Genomic DNA, 19,268 nt, shown 5'->3' on the forward strand with positions numbered 1-19,268 from the left:
TTATTGATAATTACTGAACTATTATTAGCAGCTATACCCTTGCCACCGGCACCTGTTGCTGAAATGGTACTGTTATTTAATGAAATTTGGCTATTAGAGACCAGTGACAGGCCGGAGGCATTTGCCCCTGAAACTGAAATATTTGCGTCATCCAAGTTAACACTGGCACCAGTTTGCGCATACACGCCGTGTGAGCCAGTCCCTGTAGTGGTTAATGTACTTCCGTGTAAAAAATCGACGCGTGAGCCTGCCCCAGAAGCATATAAAGTATCAGCGGCATTACCCCCAGTCGTTAATGTGATATCACCGTCAGCAATTAATACGCCACCATTTGATACCGTTGCTGCATGCCCAGAAAAATCGTTAATCAAGCCAGTATCTACTACTGTCCCATCAGGAGCATTTACAGTTGTGCCATTTACTATAATTTGGGAAAAAGCAGGCGTTGTTATTGATGTAAAGGCAATAGCGATTAGAGTTTTTTTAAAGGCAGGCATATTATATTTCTCATTTTTTTAAGTAAAAATATGTTTATTAACAAGTAGTTATATTATTGGTGTTTTTAATGTAATTGAATCGTTCTCGATAACCATTTTTACTTTCGTAAATATGGAGTGTAGGCTACGCCACAGTGTATTTAATATTATATGGCATACTAATGATTGAGTTTTTATATCATGCTGTGATTATAGCTATAATTTATTTTGTTAAATATAGGATATGATACATATCGCTGTAGGAATTTTCTTGATTTGTTTTTTTGTAAAATGACATGGAAAATTTCTTTAGTATTATTTAACTAAATGATTAACATTTCATATCTACGAGGGGAAACCTATTTTTGTATCTAATGGGGGGATACTCTGGCGTTGACGTATTTTAACACTTATCCATTTGAGTTTTGTAGGAGAGTGAGCCAAGAACAATGTCTTCTAACTGAAAATAGACATTGTTGAGCATCAATGCTTAACGTCCTCTCAACTTGTCATTTTAAACGTAAATTATCTTATTAAAAATACAAAAACAAATGAGGAAACTATAGATGCGATAAATATAGAGATGCCGATTAGTATATCAGTCATGAGATCATTCATAATGAATCCCTGTTAAAATCACTCTAGCCTATTTTAATTTACGAATATATTGTCAACTTAGCGGCATTAGCATCCACACTATGCACCAGCGAGTAATCATAAACACCCTCCACGATCATGCCATTTTGAAAGCTCACTGTTAGAGCCAAAGCCATTAAACTTAATCAGCTCGAAACCATTTAGTGTCTTTTCACCACGATAACTAAGGTTATTTAACCTATCCGCTGTTATCTAATGGTGCTAACGTGCGATCACATAAGCTGCACATTAAACAGTATCAATTAAACAGACAGTTTGATTAAACTTTATTTAAAACTAAAATAGCCTACAGTTTTATACGTGATAGTTATGATTAACATCAGCTGTGTGGAGGATTTGAATAGTAAGAAATACTAAAATGTTAACACAGTTATAGGATTGGAAAAATAACGAGTCGTCACTCACCGATCTCATTATCTCCAGTCCCTATTATTTGCTAAAAAATGAATTTTCCTACAAAAATAACAGGAATTCCAATGTATTTATATTGCTATTTTAGACGGAATCGTTAAATTCATTTAGCTGGAATAGTTAATTATAAATTTTTAAGTTATACCTGCGTTTATTTAAGTTCCCCTGTATTGATTGACAGATGGATTAACCACATCAATAGGGCAAAGCGTCGTGTTTATACGTCCCTTATTGTAATCAGAGAGTGAATAATTAAAAACTCATCACTATATTAACCATTGTTGCTGCATGTAGATCTCCTGCTTTGGCTCAAAATGGAGACTTTTATGAACCTAATACTTCTGCATCACAAACCAGTGTAAATGATGGTTTTATTGCATATGGCTTTCAATGTAACATCTGATAAACTGGAGCATCTCTTTATCTGGCAGGTTAATCGATACGCTAATTTCATGGTCGATATTTTCTGGGTATTATTATCCTCTGGAACCTACGCTGGTATTGCAAATAGGGTATCAACTGCCATAAACGCCAGATAATGTTCGCAGTACGTGCTACTGCGAGGGGGGAGATATTCTACGCTTAATCAATATGCCAATGAAATTGGTAGGAAATGTTAATGTCCACTTGAGGAGTTCAATGTGTCTTTGAGCAAAAATTACTTATATCAGGCTGGAGCTACCCAGGTAAGATGGGCTAGCGAGTTATTTTCGGCCTCTATTTTATTATTTTGTGGACTAATACTCTATTCAGTTAATTTGTGCGCGGCACAATCTCTTCCCCATAACGACTTACTCACTAAACCCGGCGATGTTATTCAAATTAAGCTCAGTGAGTTGCATCCGACCCAAATAACCGTAGGTAAGCTCCAGATTGCAGGTGATTTGGCTGATTATGCTAGCGATTCAAAGCACTTATTCAACGATTTGTGTAAAGTTCAAGGGGCAGGGAAACTGGCTAAATATAGCCTGTCATCAACACCGAAAGATCCCACTTCATATACCTGTAAACAGGCTATAGGAACCAATAAAGCTGATATGAACACGGTTGATATCGGACCAATGGGGAAACTTTACCTGACTGATGGTCATCATGCATTTAACAGCTTTTGGGATGCACCCGGTGGTGGCGGTGATGTGACCTTAAGCGTACTGGTCGGGCAGAATATAAGCCGTGACAACGACGGAACGTTATTTACTCAAGCTCAGTTCGAACAACAGATGACTGAACTTAAACATTTTCTCCCTATTGATGCCGAGGGGAAACCAATTACGTTCTCTCAATTGCCTGCAACCCTGGGCACGAGTGCTTTTCAGGACGATCCATATCGCTCAATACTCTATTATCTACGCGGTATATCTTACGATAAGTCTGATAAAAATCTTAACCCTGAAACGGGTAAGCCTTATAAAGAAATACCTTTCCTCGAGTTTTATTGGGGACAGCTATTACGCAGTAAGATGGATTTAAAACGTTATAATTTGCGTAAGCAAGATGACTATATCAAGGCTCTGGAAGACGCCGCAACCCTGATGGTGAATGTACCCAAGCAGCAACTGATAGGGCATTCAGGTCAAACGGCAAGAGCTTTAGGCCAGCTGAACAGCATTGATGAAAAGCGTTTAGATAAACTGGCGAAACCAGATTCTAAATTAGCGAAGGCACTTAATTATCAGTCAACTAACTGAGTTATAAAAATAAGATCTTTGTTGAATAAATCGAACTTTTAGCCCTAATCAGGTTTGGATCACCACATTTCTGATGATATTGCAGTATCTCGTGGCAAAACAAAGGTTCGATATCATCCATTGGACAGCTTACAACAAGGCGCTCATCAGTCGCGGCTTGCTAACATTCTGGCTGGATGAGTCGGTCATCTAGACTTGGTGTCGATAGGAACAGGTGAGTTCGGTTGATATGGGGATGAGAATAATAAAAATAACGGAAAGATTTCAGCTGGCCCTGCCGGGCAGGGCCAAACCGTTTAGCACGAGATCAACTTAAATCGACATCCTTATGCCCGAAAAGCCACGTCAGGATAAACCCGGAAATATACGAAATAACCAGACCAGCCACATACACCAGCATCCCGGCGAAAATACCTTGGGCTGATGTCATCAGAGGAATAGATACCAAGCCAGATGGGCCAAACACGGTATTCAGGCCCACCGGTAATCCCAACCAGGCAACAAGGCCAATAAAGAAGCCGCCGACAGCACCGCCTAAACATGCGGTAATAAAAGGCTTCAGGCGTGGTAACGTTACGCCATAAATAAGCGGCTCACCGATCCCCAGTAGCCCAGGGAAAATAGCCCCTTTAATCTGTGTCCGCAGGACTGAACCTTTTGGCGAACGAGCATAAAGTGCCAGTGCCGCACCCACCTGACCGGCACCCGCCATGGCCAGAATAGGGAATAATGAGTTAAATCCTTGTGCATCCATTAAGGCGAAATAGACCGGAACAAACCCTTGGTGGATACCAAACACTACTGCAATCAGGAATAACCCTGCCAGAATGGCAGTACCAAACGGGTTACCATTCAAATGCATAAACAGCCATGACATCCCCTTAAACAGCTCGCCACCCACTGGCATGATAACAACGAAAGTGATTGCTCCTGTAGCGAGTAACGTTATCGCCGATGTCAGGATCATATCTAGATTATCAGGGATAAAACGGCGCACCTGTCGCTCAATCCATGCGCCCAAGATACAGGCCAACAGAACCCCAATGATATTGCCGCGCGGATCAATTGCCAGACCAAAGAAGTTTTCCATGCCACCGTAGTAGCCGACGGTACCTTCCGGCACATAGCGTAAAATAAATAGCGAAGCGATAATTGCGCCGTTGACCCCCGTCCCACCAAAGGCTTGCTGTGTATTAAAGCCAATCAGAATGCTAAGGAAAGTGAACACTAAATACTTTCATGTATGCAATCAGTGCCGCCAGCCATGGAGACTGAATAACGCCGTCCAATGCCAGTGTCTGCTGGAGTAATGTTGCTATCCCCAATAGTAATCCTGCGGCAATGAACCCTGGAATGAGTGGGGTAAAAATGGTGGCGAATTTGGCCAGAAAACTATGAACAGCGCTTTTTTGTTTCGCTTTCATTTGCTGTTTTGTCTGGCTGGCTAGCACCTGCAAATCAACATCCTGAGCACTTTCATGTCCCTGCTGCGGTTCAGAACCCAGGAGCTTGTTCATCATCTCGCTGGCGGTCTGGGCTTTGCCCGGCCCGAGAATGATTTGCAGTTGATCATCGCTGTTCACCACCCCCATCACTCCAGGGATTTTTTTCAGGTCGTCATGTTGTATCAGTTGACGGTCTTTTAAGGTGAGACGGAGCCTTGTCATGCAGTTTCCGCAGACAATGATATTTTTACTCCCGCCCGTGAAGAGTAAAATTTGGTCTATCGTAGTGCCGGTTATTTTCGCCATAGTTATACTTTAATCTCCTGTAGCGCTTTACCGATAAATCCCTTATTTTTGTTAAGGATAGCGCTAGCTTCCTCAGCAGACATACCACTTAGGATCATCATAATGGCTGTTTTACAGTGTCGGTTGTACTCATTTCACTATTTTGATTACAGGAAATAGCCACTACGCTAGTGCCAACATGGCGTGCATAGGCCATAGCCCCCAATACATAAGGTGTGCGGCCACTTGCTGCAATGCCCACTAACACATCATGTGCATTAAAATTGAGGTTATGCAGGTATTGCTCACCCATTTTGCGGCTATCTTCTGCATTTTCAACTGCCTGTAAAATAGCAGTATTACCGCCAGCGATCAGCCCTACGACCATTTCTCGCAGCGTACCATAAATTGGCGGGCATTCGCTCGCATCCAACATCACCAAGCGACCAGAAGTGCCTGCCCCACAGTAAATTAATCTGCCACCTTGCGCGAAAGCAGTACCTCTTTTTTGTTTTTATTATTTTGGATGGGTTGGCTAACCCCCGAGCTGCTCTTCAAAAAACGAATACACGGCTATTCTGGTAATAACTCATCCACAATATAAGGACATTGCTCATGAAGAGAGGTGTCTCCGCCGCACAAATCATCAATATGTCGAAAGATCTCTAAAATTGAATAGTTTGTTTGCGCGGGATGCTTACAGGGGGAAATCTATTGAAATCGTGTCAGTAATGGATAGGGAGTCGGAGCGGAAATAGAGCAGAATCCAGATACGAAAAAGCCCCGCTTTGCAGCGAGGCCTTATAAATAGTGGTGCCCGGACTCGGAATCGAACCAAGGACACGGGGATTTTCAATCCCCTGCTCTACCGACTGAGCTATCCGGGCAACGGGGCGCATTAAACCGTATTGGCCGCTGATCGTCAACGAATTTATGGTTTAAAACCACTAAAACTGTACTGACTGCTCTCTTTTCAGACAAAAGAACCAGAAATTATCTCAGGGCAGCGATAAAACTTAGTGGTAAATTACTTAACCCAGTGCGCCATTTTTACGGCATTGCGCGACTTCCAATACATCTTCAGCCAGGCGCTTGGCAATTTCAACATCGACGAGTTGACGTTTAACCAGCAGTTTGCTCAAACAACCTTCCAGAATCAGTTCCATCTGTTGTGCAACCATAGCTGCATCATCAGCGTCCATCTCTTGCAACAGCTCTTGGGTATAGAGTAGTGAGGCCTGTTTCTGCTGTTCAGCCAACTGGTGGATCGGGTGTTCATTATCGGGATAGAAACTGCATGCAGCAATAAATAAGCAACCGGGGTAACGCTGATTCTGCACTTGCTCACCTAGCGTCTGGTAACGCGCCAGTAACTTTTGTTTGGGTGATAAGGTCTCGTCCAGTTGCAATTGTCGCCGCCAGGTATCTATCTGCTGGCCATGAAAGCGCAGACAGTCATACAACAAAGCTTCACGATCCGGCCAGAAACGGGCCAGATCACTGACTTCAACTGACACCTCTTTTGCCAGCATCTCCAGCGTGGTGTTTGCCAGTCCTTGCTGCTCCAATAGATTGAGCGCACTGCTTAAAACTTGTTCACGTTGCACGTTGCACGTTGCTCTCCTCCAACCTCTTATCTGGCAAGTGTGGTTTACCACCGCCTATGGTGCAAATAGTCTATACCCTGCGTACTGATTAATAGACATCGGCAGGTATGGACATTTTCTGCCAGCAGACTCTGTACCTTATCATTACTACGGCGACATTTTTCTAACTCTTTACCCTTTAGTTGTTTGTTAATTTATAACGACAAAATCACCGCACGATTTTTGCTATTTAGCAGTCTGTGAAGCAGGGCGCATTTTATTGTGCATCTGCCTATAACGATTGGTGAATAACTCATAATTCCTGTTCTTTTGCCTGATGGTTTATTGGAACGGGGTTTCTATAATGATCATCGTGAACCGTAAATAGAAAAAATCTTACAAAACAGGCGCAAAATTAACGACTAACACCCACTGCCGTGTGCGCTGGCAACCTGAATTGCATCACGTCCTGCATCGAGCCGTCGTTCCATCCGGGCGTTCAATTATAAGGATCGAAAATGAGTCTGCAAAATTATCCTAATCAGTTCCGCCGCAACCTACAACAAGGGCAAACCCTTATTGGTTGCTGGAGTGCACTGGCAAATCATATTTCAGCCGAAGTGCTGGGCCTGGCGGGTTTTGACTGGTTGGTTCTGGACGGTGAACATGCGCCGAACGATGTTACGACGTTTATTCCACAACTCATGGCGCTGAAAGGCAGTAATAGCGCACCGGTTGTACGTGCGCCCTGTAATGAACCCATCATTATAAAACGCTTATTGGATATCGGTTTTTATAACTTCCTGATCCCGTTTGTTGAAAGCGAAGCAGAAGCCATAAGTGCGGTTGCCTCGACCCGTTATCCACCGGCGGGGATCCGCGGGGTTTCTGTGTCTCATCGCGGTAACAATTACGGCACCGTACCCGACTACTTTGCCACCATCAACGACAACATCACCGTACTGGTGCAAATCGAAAGCCAGCAAGGGGTGGATAATATTGATGCTATCGCCGCCGTTGATGGGGTGGACGGTATTTTTGTTGGACCGGGCGATCTGTCGGCGGCACTGGGTTATCTGGGGCAGCCCAATCATCCCGAAGTACAAAAAGTGATTCGTCATATTTTTGATCGCGCTAAAGCACAGGGTAAGCCTAGCGGTATTTTGGCGCCAGTTGAAGCTGATGCCCGCCGTTATCTCGAATGGGGGGCAACCTTTGTCGCTGTTGGCAGTGATTTGGGCGTATTTCGTAGCGCGACTCAGGCGTTATGCGACAAATTTAAAAAATAACCATCAGTCTGTTTTGACAGTTTAGTACTGCCGCGTTGACGGCCTTCCGACTTAATTGAGGAGTAATAAATGAAAATCGGCTTTATTGGTTTAGGGATTATGGGAAAACCAATGAGTAAAAATCTGCTGAAAGCGGGCTACTCATTAACAGTCCTCGATCGTAATGCTGCGGTGCTGGATGAATTGATCACCGCTGGCGCGCGTACGGCAACGACACCAAAAGCGCTGGCAGCAGAATGCGATATCATCATTACCATGCTACCTAATTCGCCTCATGTAAAAGAAGTGGTACTGGGTGAAAACGGTGTTATTGAAGGTGCTAAACCGGGTTCTGTGCTGATTGATATGAGTTCGATTGCACCGCTGGTTAGCCGTGAAATCAGTGAAGCGCTGGCACTAAAGCAGGTTGCAATGTTGGACGCGCCAGTCAGTGGTGGTGAGCCAAAAGCTATCGATGGCACCTTGTCAGTGATGGTGGGTGGTGATAAAGCGGTATTCGAGAGCTGTTTCGAGGTGATGAAAGCCATGGGGGGATCGGTGGTGCATACTGGTGATATTGGTGCTGGTAATGTGACTAAACTGGCCAATCAGGTGATTGTCGCACTGAATATTGCCGCGATGTCTGAAGCCTTGGTGCTGGCAACTAAGGCGGGAGTGAACCCTGATCTGGTATTCCAAGCGATCCGTGGTGGTCTGGCAGGCAGTACCGTGTTGGAAGCCAAGGCACCGATGGTGATGGATCGTAACTTCAAACCAGGCTTCCGTATCGATCTACATATCAAAGACTTAGCTAATGCCCTCGACACCTCACATGGCGTCGGTGCTCAGTTGCCCCTGACCGCAGCCGTGATGGAGATGATGCAGGCGCTGAAAGCTGATGGTTTGGGCACCGCTGACCACAGTGCATTGGCGTGTTATTACGAGAAATTGGCTAAAGTTGAAGTCACTCGTTAATCGGTGGCACCGGTGCCTGCGGGTGCCGGGCTACTGGGTAACAGGGCTATACTGGTAAGCATTCCGTTATCCTGAGCGGCCGGTTTATAACGTCGGAGCCTGTGCGGTATTGGATAGCTCATGAGATTGAATCATTTATGAAAATAGTCATCGCCCCAGACTCTTATAAAGAAAGCTTATCTGCGCTGGATGTTGCGGTGCAGATTGAAGCGGGTTTTCGCACTCAATTTCCCGATGCACAATATATCAAATTGCCGGTCGCGGATGGTGGTGAAGGTACCGTTGAGGCCATGGTCGCGGCCACCACTGGCCGGATTATTCAGGTCAATGTGACCGGCCCGTTAGGTGACGAAGTTGCGGCTTTTTACGGAATATCCGGTGATGAAAAATCGGCTTTTATTGAAATGGCGGCCGCCAGCGGGCTAGAGCTGGTTCCACCAGAACTGCGCAACCCACTGAAAACCACCTCCTACGGTACCGGCGAATTGATTTGTAATGCGCTGGATCAGGGGGTCAAACATATAATTATCGGCATCGGTGGCAGTGCCACCAATGATGGCGGTGCGGGCATGGTGCAAGCGCTGGGTGTCAAACTGCTGGATAAGCAGGGTAAGCAGATTGGTTTTGGCGGCGGGAAGCTGGCTGAACTGGATGTTATTGATATCTCAGGACTGGATCCGCGGATTAAGCAGTGCCAAATCGATGTTGCTTGTGATGTCACCAATCCACTGACTGGCAGTGAAGGGGCATCGGCTATTTTTGGGCGGCAGAAAGGGGCGACACCTGAGATGGTTAGCCAACTGGATGACGGTTTGCAGCATTATGCAGGTATCATTAAACGTTATCTTGATATTGATGTTGACCAGGTTGAAGGCGCTGGCGCGGCGGGTGGTTTAGGCGCGGCATTGCTGGCGTTTTGCGGTGCAACCTTAAGTCCCGGTATTGATATTGTTACCGATGCTCTTGGTCTGGACGCTTTGGTTAGGGACGCGACATTTGTTATTACCGGCGAAGGGCGCATTGATAGCCAAACCATTCACGGCAAAGTGCCGATTGGTGTCGCGAGAGTTGCCAAACGTTATAATAAGCCAGTGATTGGTATTGCCGGTAGCCTGACAGATGATGTTGATGTGGTGTATGAGCATGGTCTGGATGCGGTATTCAGCGTGATCTACAGTATCTGTACTCTGGAGCAGGCACTGGATAATGCGGCAGCCAATGTGTTTATGACCGCACGCAATATTGCCGCCACGCTGGCGATGGGGATGGCTGTCGGTAAATCAGCGCAAGAAAGTAAATAACACGCTTTTGGTCATAACCATCCACCGGTAAATCTCTATCAGGGCTAACGATTGATTGGCCCTGATTTCCTCGTTGGCGCTCAACTTTGCCAGCAACATGCCCCCGGTCTTGCCATTTATGTGACCCGTCCCTCAACTCTCTTTCTTTGTGGTGTGAATTGGGCGTTTGTCCAATGTATTCCCCTTCCAGACCTCATATGCTGGTGCATCAGCCCAGACTGAGGCCCATTCATGAGTGTATATAATCTTGACCCCCGGCTAGCCCAGGATATTGTTACCCGTACCATGAAGATCATTGATACCAATATTAATGTGATGGATGGTAAAGGGCGGATCATTGGTAGTGGTGATGAAGAGCGCCTTGGCGAACTGCATGAAGGGGCGCTCTTGTCGCTGTCTCATGGCCGGATTGTCGATATCGATGAAGCTGTTGCTCGCCAGTTGCACGGGGTGAGGCCAGGGATCAACCTGCCATTGCGCCTTGAGGGCGAAATCGTGGGGGTGATTGGCCTAACCGGCAACCCGGGGCAACTACGTCAATATGGCGAACTGGTGTGCATGGCAGCAGAGATGATGATGGAGCAGGCGCGGTTGGTGCATCTGCTGGCGCAGGATAGCCGTCTGCGTGAAGAGTTGGTATTGAACTTGATCCGCACCGAAGAGATATCACCGGCACTGATTGAATGGGCGCAGCGCCTTGGGGTGGATATCAATGAACCACGGGTCGTAGCCGTGGTGGATGTGGACAGCGGCCAGTTGAGTGTCGACAGTGCTATGTCGGAATTACAAGAGCTGCAAACCCTGTTGACGACGCCAGAGCGCAATAATCTGATTGCGATTGTTTCACTGACTGAGATGGTGGTGCTTAAACCGGCGCTAAATAGCCATGGCCGCTGGGATGCTATTGATCACCGGCGGCGTATGGAGTCTTTGCTGTCGCGCATGACTGAGCGGGGCCGCTTGCGAGTGCGCCTGTCGCTTGGCAATTTCTTTACCGGGCCGGGCAGTATTGCGCGCTCATACCGTACCGCTCGTACTACCATGGCGGTCGGTAAGCAACGGATGCCGGAGCAACGCAGCTATTACTATCAGGATTTGGTGTTACCGGTATTGCTTGATAGTTTGCGTGGTGGCTGGCAGGCCAATGAATTAGCCTTACCACTGGCTAAATTACGGGCGATGGACAGTAACGGTCTGTTGCGGCGCACTCTGGCCTGCTGGTTCCGTAATAACGTGCAGCCAACGGCTACTGCCAAAGCGTTATTTATTCATCGCAATACCCTGGAGTATCGGTTGAATCGTATTTCCGAACTGACCGGTTTAGATTTAGCGAACTTTGATGATCGCTTGCTGCTGTATGTGGCGCTTCAATTGGGCGAGCAGGAGTAGAGATAGATGTGATAGCAAGAAGAGCAGGCCGAGTGAGTGTCACCCGGCCTGATGATTCACTGATACTTAGGTCACTGGTGCCGGATTAAACACCGCCAAGGCATTGCGCAGCCCCCATTGATCGGACCACGTCCGTTTGCGGTCACTGGCAATATCCAGAATAAATTCAAATAATTGCTGACCAACCTCTTCAATAGTGGCATCACCTGTCGCAATGGTTCCGGCATCGATATCCATCAGGTCATGCCAGCGGTTAGCCAGATCAGTGCGGGTTGCCATTTTGATTACCGGCACTGCCGCCAGACCATAAGGGGTGCCGCGCCCGGTGGTAAATACCTGAACGGTAATACCAGATGCTAACTGTTGCGTGCCGCAGACAAAATCACTGGCTGGGGTGGCTGCAAAAATCAGCCCACGCTTGGTGGGGCGCTGCCCCGGTGAAAGCACTTCCACAATGGCGCTGCGGCCGGATTTGGCAATGGAACCGAGTGCTTTTTCCACGACGTTTGCTAAGCCGCCCTTTTTATTCCCAGGTGAAGGGTTGGCGCTACGATCGGTTTTGCCGGTTTCGAGATAGTCGTCGTACCATTTCATCTCTTCCAGTAACCTTCTGCCAACCTCCTCGTTAATCGCCCGCGGGGTTAACAGATGGATAGCATCACGCACTTCCGTGACTTCAGAGAACATGACGGTTGCGCCGCAACGCACCAGTAAGTCCGAAGCATAGCCCACCGCAGGGTTGGCGGTTACGCCAGAAAAAGCGTCACTGCCACCGCATTGCATACCGACCACCAATTCAGAGGCCGGGCAGGTTTCACGTTGGCGCATATTCAGGCGTTGCAGGTGCTTTTCCGCCACTTGCAGAATGTCATCGACCATGGAACGGAAGCCGACGTGTTTCTCATCCTGCAAGCGCACGATATTGCTTTCATCCAGTGAGATAACCTGCACGTCAGGTGTCCCTTCCAGCAGCCGCTCGGGTTGGAGCTTTTCACAACCGAGACCGACGACCATCACTTCGCCACCAAAATTGGGGTTAAGGGCCAAGTTATGAATAGTGCGAATGGGCACTACCGCTGCTGGGGCATTGATTGCCACTCCACAGCCATATAAGTGATTCAGTGCAACTACGCCATCGACATTGGGATATTTGGGTAGTAGGGTGCGCTCAATGATATTGACCACATAATCCACCACGCCAGCGACGCAATGTACGCTGGTGGTAATCGCGAGTAGGTTTTTGGTCCCGACACTGCCGTCAGCGTTGCGATAGCCCTCAAAGGTATAACCTTCCAGTGGTGGCAGAGCCTCGGGGACTGCGGTGGCAAGGGGTAAGGTCTCCAGTGCAGGTGCGGCAGGTAATTCAACCAACGATTCATCTATCCAGCCGCCGCGAGCGATATCCCGCACTGCCAGACCAATCACCTCAGCATAACGAATGATTGGGCCGCCTTTAGGAATATCGACCAAAGCCACTTTATGGCCTTGTGGCACATGCTCAATAAGTTCAAGGCCACATTTAAACCGAGTGCCAGCACATAGGCCATTGTTATTAACCACAATGGCAACATTATCCGCGTCCTGTACTTTAATATAAAGCGGGTTGTCTACAGGACTATTACAAATGCTCATAATATTTCCCTTATATACCCTTTAATTTTTTTGGGTACGATAATTATGTTGATAACATAACTGTTATTTTTATCAATACAGCCATTATTTGTCTTAAACATAATGCTCACTAGCTTGTAAATAAGTATACGCCGCTAAAAAGAGCAAGGCATTGTGCGGATGACCTAGATGCTAATGGGTTTAATGTCTATTTTTGTTCGCAAGCCCAAAAGCAGGTGAGCATTATCACGAAAAGGTCATTTATCGCCGACATACTTTGACATTAAAAACGCATATAAAAAAAGCCCTTCGACAAAGGGCTATGTTAAAAAGGGGTACGCGGGCTTTTATTATGCTGATGCTTTGATATCAAATGAGGCTATGCCAATATTAATAACAGAGGCGATATTGCGAGAAGCAGTTCTGATATTTTCAGTTGCCTGAGAGAGTGCATCGTCAAGTGTACAAATATGGTAAATAATACTGAAAATAGCATCAACACCATGTTGATGAACAATGTTGGCATCGGTAGCCAGGCTGCCGGCAATACCAATCACTGGTTTATTGTATTTTTTGGCTAATCGAGCGACACCGACCGGGACTTTGCCATTGATACTTTGGCTGTCTATCCGGCCTTCACCGGTCAGAACGAAATGACAGTCTTTGATATAGGTTTCCAGGTCTAATGCTTCCGCGACTATCTCCACGCCCTGGCGCAACTGTGCACCGCAAAATGCTAACAATGCGGCCCCCATACCGCCAGCGGCCCCCGCGCCGGGTATCCTATCTACGTCTATTCCCAGATATTGTTTAACCATTTGCGCGTAATGGACCAGGTTATTATCCAGTATCACAATCATTGTGGCCGTAGCCCCCTTCTGTGGGCCAAAAATAGCGGAAGCACCTTGCTCACCGGTCAGCGGATTGGTCACATCACAAGCGACTTCAATGCGGCAATCTTTAAGGCGTGGGTCCAGCTGCGACACATCTATCGAGGCAATGTTATGTAAACTGCCGCCACCAAAATCAATCTCTGCGCCGTAGGCGTTACGCAATTTGGCTCCTAGCGCTTGTACCATACCTGCACCGCCATCGTTGGTGGCACTGCCACCGATACCGATAATAATATGACGCACGCCTGTTTGCAGCGCCGCACGGATTAATTCACCGGTACCGTAGGAGGTAGTGTTTAACGGGTTCCTCAATTCGGGAGGGACCAATTCCAGTCCGCTGGCCGCTGCCATCTCAATAAAAGCCGACTTCCTATCACCTGATAATCCCCAGAAAGCCTGGATTTTATTACCCAGCGGCCCGGTAACATCAGTCATGATTTTTTGGCCGCCGGTTGCGCTGATCATGGCGTCGACAGTGCCTTCACCACCATCAGCCACGGGGATCTTGATGTATTCAGCATAAGGGAATATTTCTCTAAAACCTTGTTCAATAGCCTGAGCTACTGCTATTGCCGATAAACTTTCTTTATAAGAGTCTGGTGCGATGACTATTTTCATTAGGTGTCCTGTCGCTATATTTCAAACAACAAGTGCCCCATAAGAGGCACCTATTGTTATTCCCTTAAGATGTTTTCAATTCCAGACGTTTGATATCGCCTACAACAAATAAGTAGCAGAACATAGCCATAATGGCAGAGCATCCAACAAAGATTAATGCGGCATTAAAGGAGTGTAATTCTTTCACCAGATAACCGATAACCAGCGGTGTGACAATAGAGGCGACGTTACCAAATACGTTAAATAATCCGCCACATAAACCAACAATTTCTTTTGGTGCGGTATCAGCAATAACTGGCCAGCCCAATGCACCGAAACCTTTACCAAAGAAGGCCAATGCCATCAGTGCGACCACCACTACGTCACTATCGACGTAGTTACACAGAATAATGCTTGATGCCAATAACATACCTAACACGATAGGGACTTTACGGGCAAAAGTCAGAGAGTGACCACGTTTAATGAGTGAGTCAGAGAATACGCCACCTAATACACCACCGGCAAATCCGCACAATGCCGGGATAGAGGCCACCATCCCCACTTTTAAAATAGACATCCCTTTATCTTGTACTAAATAAATGGGGAACCAGGTTAGGAAGAACCAGGTAATGGTATTAATAAAGTATTGACCAAAGAAGACACCTAACATCATTCGGCTAGCCAATAATTGCTTCAGATAATCTAATTTAGGACCGCTTTTATGACCGTCAGGTTTCTTGTGGTCCATATCGACAACAGCACCACCTTGTTTTATGTATTCAAGTTCAGATGCAGACATACCCGGGTGATCGGTCGGGTTATGGATAAATTTAACCCAGGCAATGGTTAATACGAAACCTAGCCCGCCCATCACAGTAAATACATGCTGCCAGCCCCAGGCAAAGGTTAAATAACCTAATAACGGAGAGAAAAGGGCCAGAGAGAAGTATTGTGCAGAGTTAAAAATGGCTGAAGCGGTGCCTCTTTCTTTGGTTGGAAACCAGGCCGCGACAATTCTGGCGTTAGCCGGGAAAGAGGGAGCTTCAGAGAAACCTAACATAAAGCGCATGATAAACATGGAGATAGCGGCATACGCTATCGGGAACATGTCGACAAACCCTTGCGTAAAGGTAAATAACGACCAGAAGAACAGGCTATAGGTGTAGACCCGCTTGGAGCCGTAGCGGTCTAATAACCAACCACCCGGTATTTGCATTAGCAGGTAAGCCCAACCAAAGGCTGAGAAGATATAACCCATTGCAACAGCATCTAATTGCAATTCTTTTGCCACTTCGGTGCCTGCAATTGACAATGTTGCCCGGTCAGCATAGTTAATTGCAGTCACAATAAAGATAATCAATAATATTATATATCGGACGTGGGTCCGTTTTTCAGTCACAGCGGCTTCCAGACTCATTTTTATACCCTCTATAATCATTATTTAGGTTGCCGCATTTAAATTCGTTATGAATGAGATGCAATAACCTATTTTTTATTTGGTGTTATATAAATAAAAAAATCAATTTTCATAAATGTCTTCGTTAGCGCCAGATACATTATATGGAGCGGAGAAATAATTCGCATTGTGCATAGGCCCAAAAAAATGCGGCTAAATTATTTAATTGTTGTGTGGCTGTACAGCGAAGTGGGGTTATCATCACAAATACCCGTCGGACTTGAGGTTGCGACGGTGCGAGCGGTCTTACCGCAACAGCAACTAGTTTGGTTATATCCCAATGAGATTATTTTTAATCCTGATAATAAACTGATCTAGATCAAAATTATCTTTAGTATTCAGATGGGGTAAATAAACATCTAATTAACATTGTCCGAGTTAAATCTCTTTATTATTGTAAATAACTGGGTAAAATAACTGTGCTTAATCGATTCTTCCCGCTATTTATTACTCTTTATCTTCGTGCATTTGCCTATTTAATTATCACGAAATATCAGCAATGGCACGATTCTTTTGCATTAAAAATTAATTGTAATAATACAATATTATAGACACTATGTTTGTAAGGTTAATGATTTGATAGAGTTGTGAATAGTTGTTGCAAATAATAATTATTTATCCGGCAATGGCGTGACTTCTGGGAAGAAATAAGATGAATCCATTTATTGTGGCTGACGCCGAAAGTTGTATTGGCTGTCGGAGCTGTGAAGTAGCTTGTGTGGTCGCTCATCATGAGGGGACATTCCCTGATAAACCTGACTATTTCACACCTCGGGTGAAAGTATTTAAAGGTAACCAAAGTGCCACTGCGGTCTTTTGTCACCATTGTGAAGATGCCCCTTGTGCCAGCACTTGCCCGAATGGTGCCATCGTTGAGTTAAATAACAGTGTTCAGGTTATTCAGGAAAAATGTATCGGCTGCAAAACCTGCATGATCGCCTGCCCGTTTGGCATGATGACGGTGGTGACCGAGACGGTACAACCTGCGAGTCATCGTCTGGCCGATGCCTATCAACGTACTGAAGCACAGAAATGCGACCTTTGTATTGATCAGCCTGATGGCCCTGCTTGTATCAAAACCTGTCCGACGCAGGCCCTGACACTGGTTGATCAACATTATCTACTCCGGCAACAGCAGCAAAAGCGCCAGCGCACCGCATTGAATGAGCACAATGGCCGTTTGTTCAGTAGTGCTACTTCTGCTGGCGCGGCGCACTCATTCAGCCCACTGAGCAAAAATATTCGTGATGTGGCACCGGTTAATCTATTGCAGCGGCCACGAACACCGCGCCTTGAGCCTAAAAAAATCCCACTGGCGGAGCGTAAGGCAAGTTTTGCCGAGATCTATCTGCCGTTCACCGAAGGCCAAATCCATGAGCAGGCTGAACGTTGTTTAAATTGCGGTGATAAAACCATCTGTCAGTGGACCTGCCCGCTACATAACGCTATCCCGAAATGGATTTCATTGGCTCATCAGGGCCGTATTCATGAAGCAGCTGAGTTATCCCACCAAACCAGTAGTTTGCCAGAGATATGTGGCCGAGTTTGTCCGCAGGACCGCTTGTGTGAACAAGCTTGTACTTTAAACGACCACGATGGCGCAGTGACGATTGGTCAGATTGAACGGCATATTACGGAAACGGCATTAGCCACCGGCTGGCGGCCGGATATGTCGCAAGTCAAACCCACGGGTAAACGTGTTGCTATCATCGGTGCAGGGCCTGCGGGGTTAGGGTGTGCGGATATTCTGGTCCGTAACGGCATTACACCGGTGGTGTTTGATCGTTATCCCGAAATCGGTGGTTTGTTAACCTTTGGTATTCCGGCATTCAAATTAGAGAAAGGTGTGATGACCCGTCGGCGTGAGATTTTTAGCGAGATGGGTGTCGAGTTCTGCCTAAATACCGAGATTGGGCGGGATATCACCATGGAGAGCCTGCTTAGTGATTTCGATGCCCTATTCCTCGGCGTGGGAACATACCGTTCAATGCGCTCCGGGTTGGAAAATGAGGATGCTCAAGGGGTTTACGATGCTTTGCCATTCCTGATCGGCAATACCCAACACCTGATGGGGTACGCGGGCAGTGGTGCTCACCCTTATGTCAGCATGGAAAACCAACGGGTAGTGGTTTTGGGCGGCGGCGATACTGCGATGGATTGTGTGCGTACGTCGTTGCGCCATGGTGCTAGCAGCGTGATTTGTGCTTACCGCCGTGATGAAAAGAACATGCCTGGCTCCAAGCGAGAGGTGAAAAATGCGCGCGAGGAGGGGGCCGAATTTATGTTCAATCTTCAGCCACAAAAGATTGAGGTGGATGAACAGGGGCAGGTTACTGGTATCAAAATGGTTCGCACTGAAATGGGGCAGGCAGATGCTAAAGGGCGGCGGCAGGCCCGCCCAATCACCGGCTCCGAGCACATTATTCCGGCCGACGCGGTGATTATGGCCTTTGGTTTTAGCCCGCACCGTATGTCGTGGCTGGCAGAACACAATGTGGTGCTGGATAAGCAGGGGCGAGTGGTCGCACCGACGATTTCCGGTTACCCGTATCAAACCAGTAACCCAAAAATCTTTGCGGGTGGTGACATCGTGCGTGGCGCAGATCTGATTGTCACGGCCATTGCCGAGGGGCGCAAAGCGGCCGAAAGCATTGCTTATTATCTCAATGTTTTATAACCCCGGCGGCCAGGAGAGAAGATGAACCGATTTGTAATCGCCGATATGACGCAGTGCATTGGTTGCCGCACCTGTGAAATTGCCTGTGTGGTGGCGCACAGCCCCGATAATAACGCCAGCACCATTACGCCAGAGCAGTTCCATCCGCGCTTGAGCGTAATGAAAAGCTTTGCCGTCAGCACCCCAATTTTGTGTCATCAATGTGAGGATGCGCCCTGCGAGAACTCCTGCCCGAACGGTGCCATTGTCACAGGCATTCATGGGGTTCAGGTAATGGCATCTCGCTGTATTGGCTGCAAAACCTGCATGTTGGTCTGCCCATTCGGGGCGATGAATATGGTTGAGCAGCCAATCCATGACTCAATGGTACGGGCGCAAGCGCATAAATGTGATTTATGCCATTCCCGTGAGGCAGGCCCAGCCTGTATAGAAGTCTGCCCAACCAACGCATTGAAATTGGTGACGCCGATGGCGTTGGAAGCGCTACAGCGGGACAGGCAATTGCGCGCTGCTCGTGGTGCTGCGCCGGGTATCGTCCGGTAACCTTTGTGGT

12 protein-coding genes, 1 tRNA gene and 2 pseudogenes are annotated in these 19,268 nt (G+C 46.8%); 8 read left to right on the top strand and 7 right to left on the bottom strand.

Features of this window, described 5'->3' with window-relative positions; genetic code table 11:
- Nucleotides 1-3 precede the first annotated feature (3 nt).
- Nucleotides 4-519, top strand: coding sequence for a hypothetical protein (locus tag ACWJJO_RS01840; protein ID WP_442821326.1), 516 nt, complete (start codon nt 4-6; stop codon nt 517-519).
- A 1,666-nt stretch (nt 520-2,185) separates the two neighbouring features.
- A complete protein-coding gene (locus tag ACWJJO_RS01845; RefSeq protein ID WP_442848205.1) occupies nt 2,186-3,232 on the top strand; it encodes a ParB-like protein in 1,047 nt (348 codons plus the stop codon).
- A gap of 307 nt (nt 3,233-3,539) precedes the next feature.
- On the opposite strand, the pseudogene murP reads toward ACWJJO_RS01845, so the two are convergent.
- The 4 genes and pseudogenes from murP to ACWJJO_RS01865 all read right to left on the bottom strand — a co-directional run bounded on the left by murP (nt 3,540) and on the right by ACWJJO_RS01865 (nt 6,569).
- A pseudogene (gene murP / locus ACWJJO_RS01850) lies at nt 3,540-4,983 on the bottom strand (PTS N-acetylmuramic acid transporter subunit IIBC).
- A gap of 2 nt (nt 4,984-4,985) precedes the next feature.
- Nucleotides 4,986-5,458 (bottom strand): annotated as a pseudogene (locus ACWJJO_RS01855) (N-acetylmuramic acid 6-phosphate etherase); the annotation flags it as partial.
- Nucleotides 5,459-5,773: 315 nt separating this feature from the next.
- Nucleotides 5,774-5,849, bottom strand: a tRNA-Phe gene (locus ACWJJO_RS01860).
- A 144-nt stretch (nt 5,850-5,993) separates the two neighbouring features.
- Nucleotides 5,994-6,569 carry a transcriptional regulator gene (locus ACWJJO_RS01865; protein ID WP_083161032.1) on the bottom strand — a complete coding sequence of 192 codons (576 nt, stop codon included), beginning with the start codon at nt 6,567-6,569 and terminating at the stop codon, nt 5,994-5,996.
- 497 nt (nt 6,570-7,066) lie between these two features.
- Here ACWJJO_RS01865 and garL point away from each other — a divergent pair, with 497 nt between their 5' ends.
- The 4 genes from garL (at nt 7,067) to ACWJJO_RS01885 (ending at nt 11,481) form a co-directional block, all read left to right on the top strand.
- Nucleotides 7,067-7,837, top strand: coding sequence for a 2-dehydro-3-deoxyglucarate aldolase (gene garL / locus ACWJJO_RS01870; RefSeq protein ID WP_481090567.1), 771 nt, complete (start codon nt 7,067-7,069; stop codon nt 7,835-7,837).
- A 69-nt stretch (nt 7,838-7,906) separates the two neighbouring features.
- Entirely contained in the window at nt 7,907-8,791 is an 885-nt protein-coding gene (gene garR, locus ACWJJO_RS01875) for a 2-hydroxy-3-oxopropionate reductase (protein ID WP_083161028.1), read from the top strand.
- A gap of 137 nt (nt 8,792-8,928) precedes the next feature.
- Nucleotides 8,929-10,092: a glycerate kinase gene (locus ACWJJO_RS01880; RefSeq protein ID WP_083161026.1), complete on the top strand. Its 1,164-nt coding sequence runs from the start codon at nt 8,929-8,931 to the stop codon at nt 10,090-10,092.
- Between the two features lie 231 nt (nt 10,093-10,323).
- On the top strand, nt 10,324-11,481 hold the full coding sequence (locus ACWJJO_RS01885) for a CdaR family transcriptional regulator (RefSeq protein ID WP_019211377.1): 1,158 nt from the start codon (nt 10,324-10,326) through the stop codon (nt 11,479-11,481).
- Between the two features lie 66 nt (nt 11,482-11,547).
- On the opposite strand, the gene garD is transcribed toward ACWJJO_RS01885, so the two are convergent.
- The 3 genes from garD to ACWJJO_RS01900 all read right to left on the bottom strand — a co-directional run bounded on the left by garD (nt 11,548) and on the right by ACWJJO_RS01900 (nt 15,999).
- Entirely contained in the window at nt 11,548-13,113 is a 1,566-nt protein-coding gene (gene garD / locus ACWJJO_RS01890) for a galactarate dehydratase (protein ID WP_420073539.1), read from the bottom strand.
- A 329-nt stretch (nt 13,114-13,442) separates the two neighbouring features.
- Complete coding sequence (locus ACWJJO_RS01895; RefSeq protein WP_442821323.1) at nt 13,443-14,603, bottom strand: glycerate kinase; 1,161 nt, start codon at nt 14,601-14,603, stop codon at nt 13,443-13,445.
- Between the two features lie 64 nt (nt 14,604-14,667).
- The gene (locus ACWJJO_RS01900) at nt 14,668-15,999 is read right to left on the bottom strand and encodes an MFS transporter (RefSeq protein WP_005187385.1); all 1,332 of its coding nucleotides are present in this window, start codon (nt 15,997-15,999) and stop codon (nt 14,668-14,670) included.
- 691 nt (nt 16,000-16,690) lie between these two features.
- Between ACWJJO_RS01900 and aegA the strand changes: the two genes are divergently transcribed.
- Together aegA and ACWJJO_RS01910 are read left to right on the top strand one after the other, a co-directional pair.
- The gene (aegA, locus tag ACWJJO_RS01905) at nt 16,691-18,715 is read left to right on the top strand and encodes a formate-dependent uric acid utilization protein AegA (RefSeq protein WP_083161020.1); all 2,025 of its coding nucleotides are present in this window, start codon (nt 16,691-16,693) and stop codon (nt 18,713-18,715) included.
- Between the two features lie 21 nt (nt 18,716-18,736).
- On the top strand, nt 18,737-19,258 hold the full coding sequence (locus ACWJJO_RS01910) for a 4Fe-4S dicluster domain-containing protein (protein ID WP_420073373.1): 522 nt from the start codon (nt 18,737-18,739) through the stop codon (nt 19,256-19,258).
- Nucleotides 19,259-19,268 lie beyond the last annotated feature (10 nt).

The organism is Yersinia antarctica, assembly GCF_056636475.1.

Bases quoted from the DNA above. Each gene is read 5' to 3' on its own strand.
- garL (WP_481090567.1), top strand. From the start codon at position 7,067: ATGAGTCTGCAAAATTATCCTAATCAGTTCCGCCGCAACCTACAACAA.
- garR (WP_083161028.1), top strand. From the start codon at position 7,907: ATGAAAATCGGCTTTATTGGTTTAGGGATTATGGGAAAACCAATGAGT.
- ACWJJO_RS01880 (WP_083161026.1), top strand. From the start codon at position 8,929: ATGAAAATAGTCATCGCCCCAGACTCTTATAAAGAAAGCTTATCTGCG.
- ACWJJO_RS01885 (WP_019211377.1), top strand. From the start codon at position 10,324: ATGAGTGTATATAATCTTGACCCCCGGCTAGCCCAGGATATTGTTACC.
- garD (WP_420073539.1), bottom strand. From the start codon at position 13,113: ATGAGCATTTGTAATAGTCCTGTAGACAACCCGCTTTATATTAAAGTA.
- ACWJJO_RS01895 (WP_442821323.1), bottom strand. From the start codon at position 14,603: ATGAAAATAGTCATCGCACCAGACTCTTATAAAGAAAGTTTATCGGCA.
- ACWJJO_RS01900 (WP_005187385.1), bottom strand. From the start codon at position 15,999: ATGAGTCTGGAAGCCGCTGTGACTGAAAAACGGACCCACGTCCGATAT.
- aegA (WP_083161020.1), top strand. From the start codon at position 16,691: ATGAATCCATTTATTGTGGCTGACGCCGAAAGTTGTATTGGCTGTCGG.
- ACWJJO_RS01910 (WP_420073373.1), top strand. From the start codon at position 18,737: ATGAACCGATTTGTAATCGCCGATATGACGCAGTGCATTGGTTGCCGC.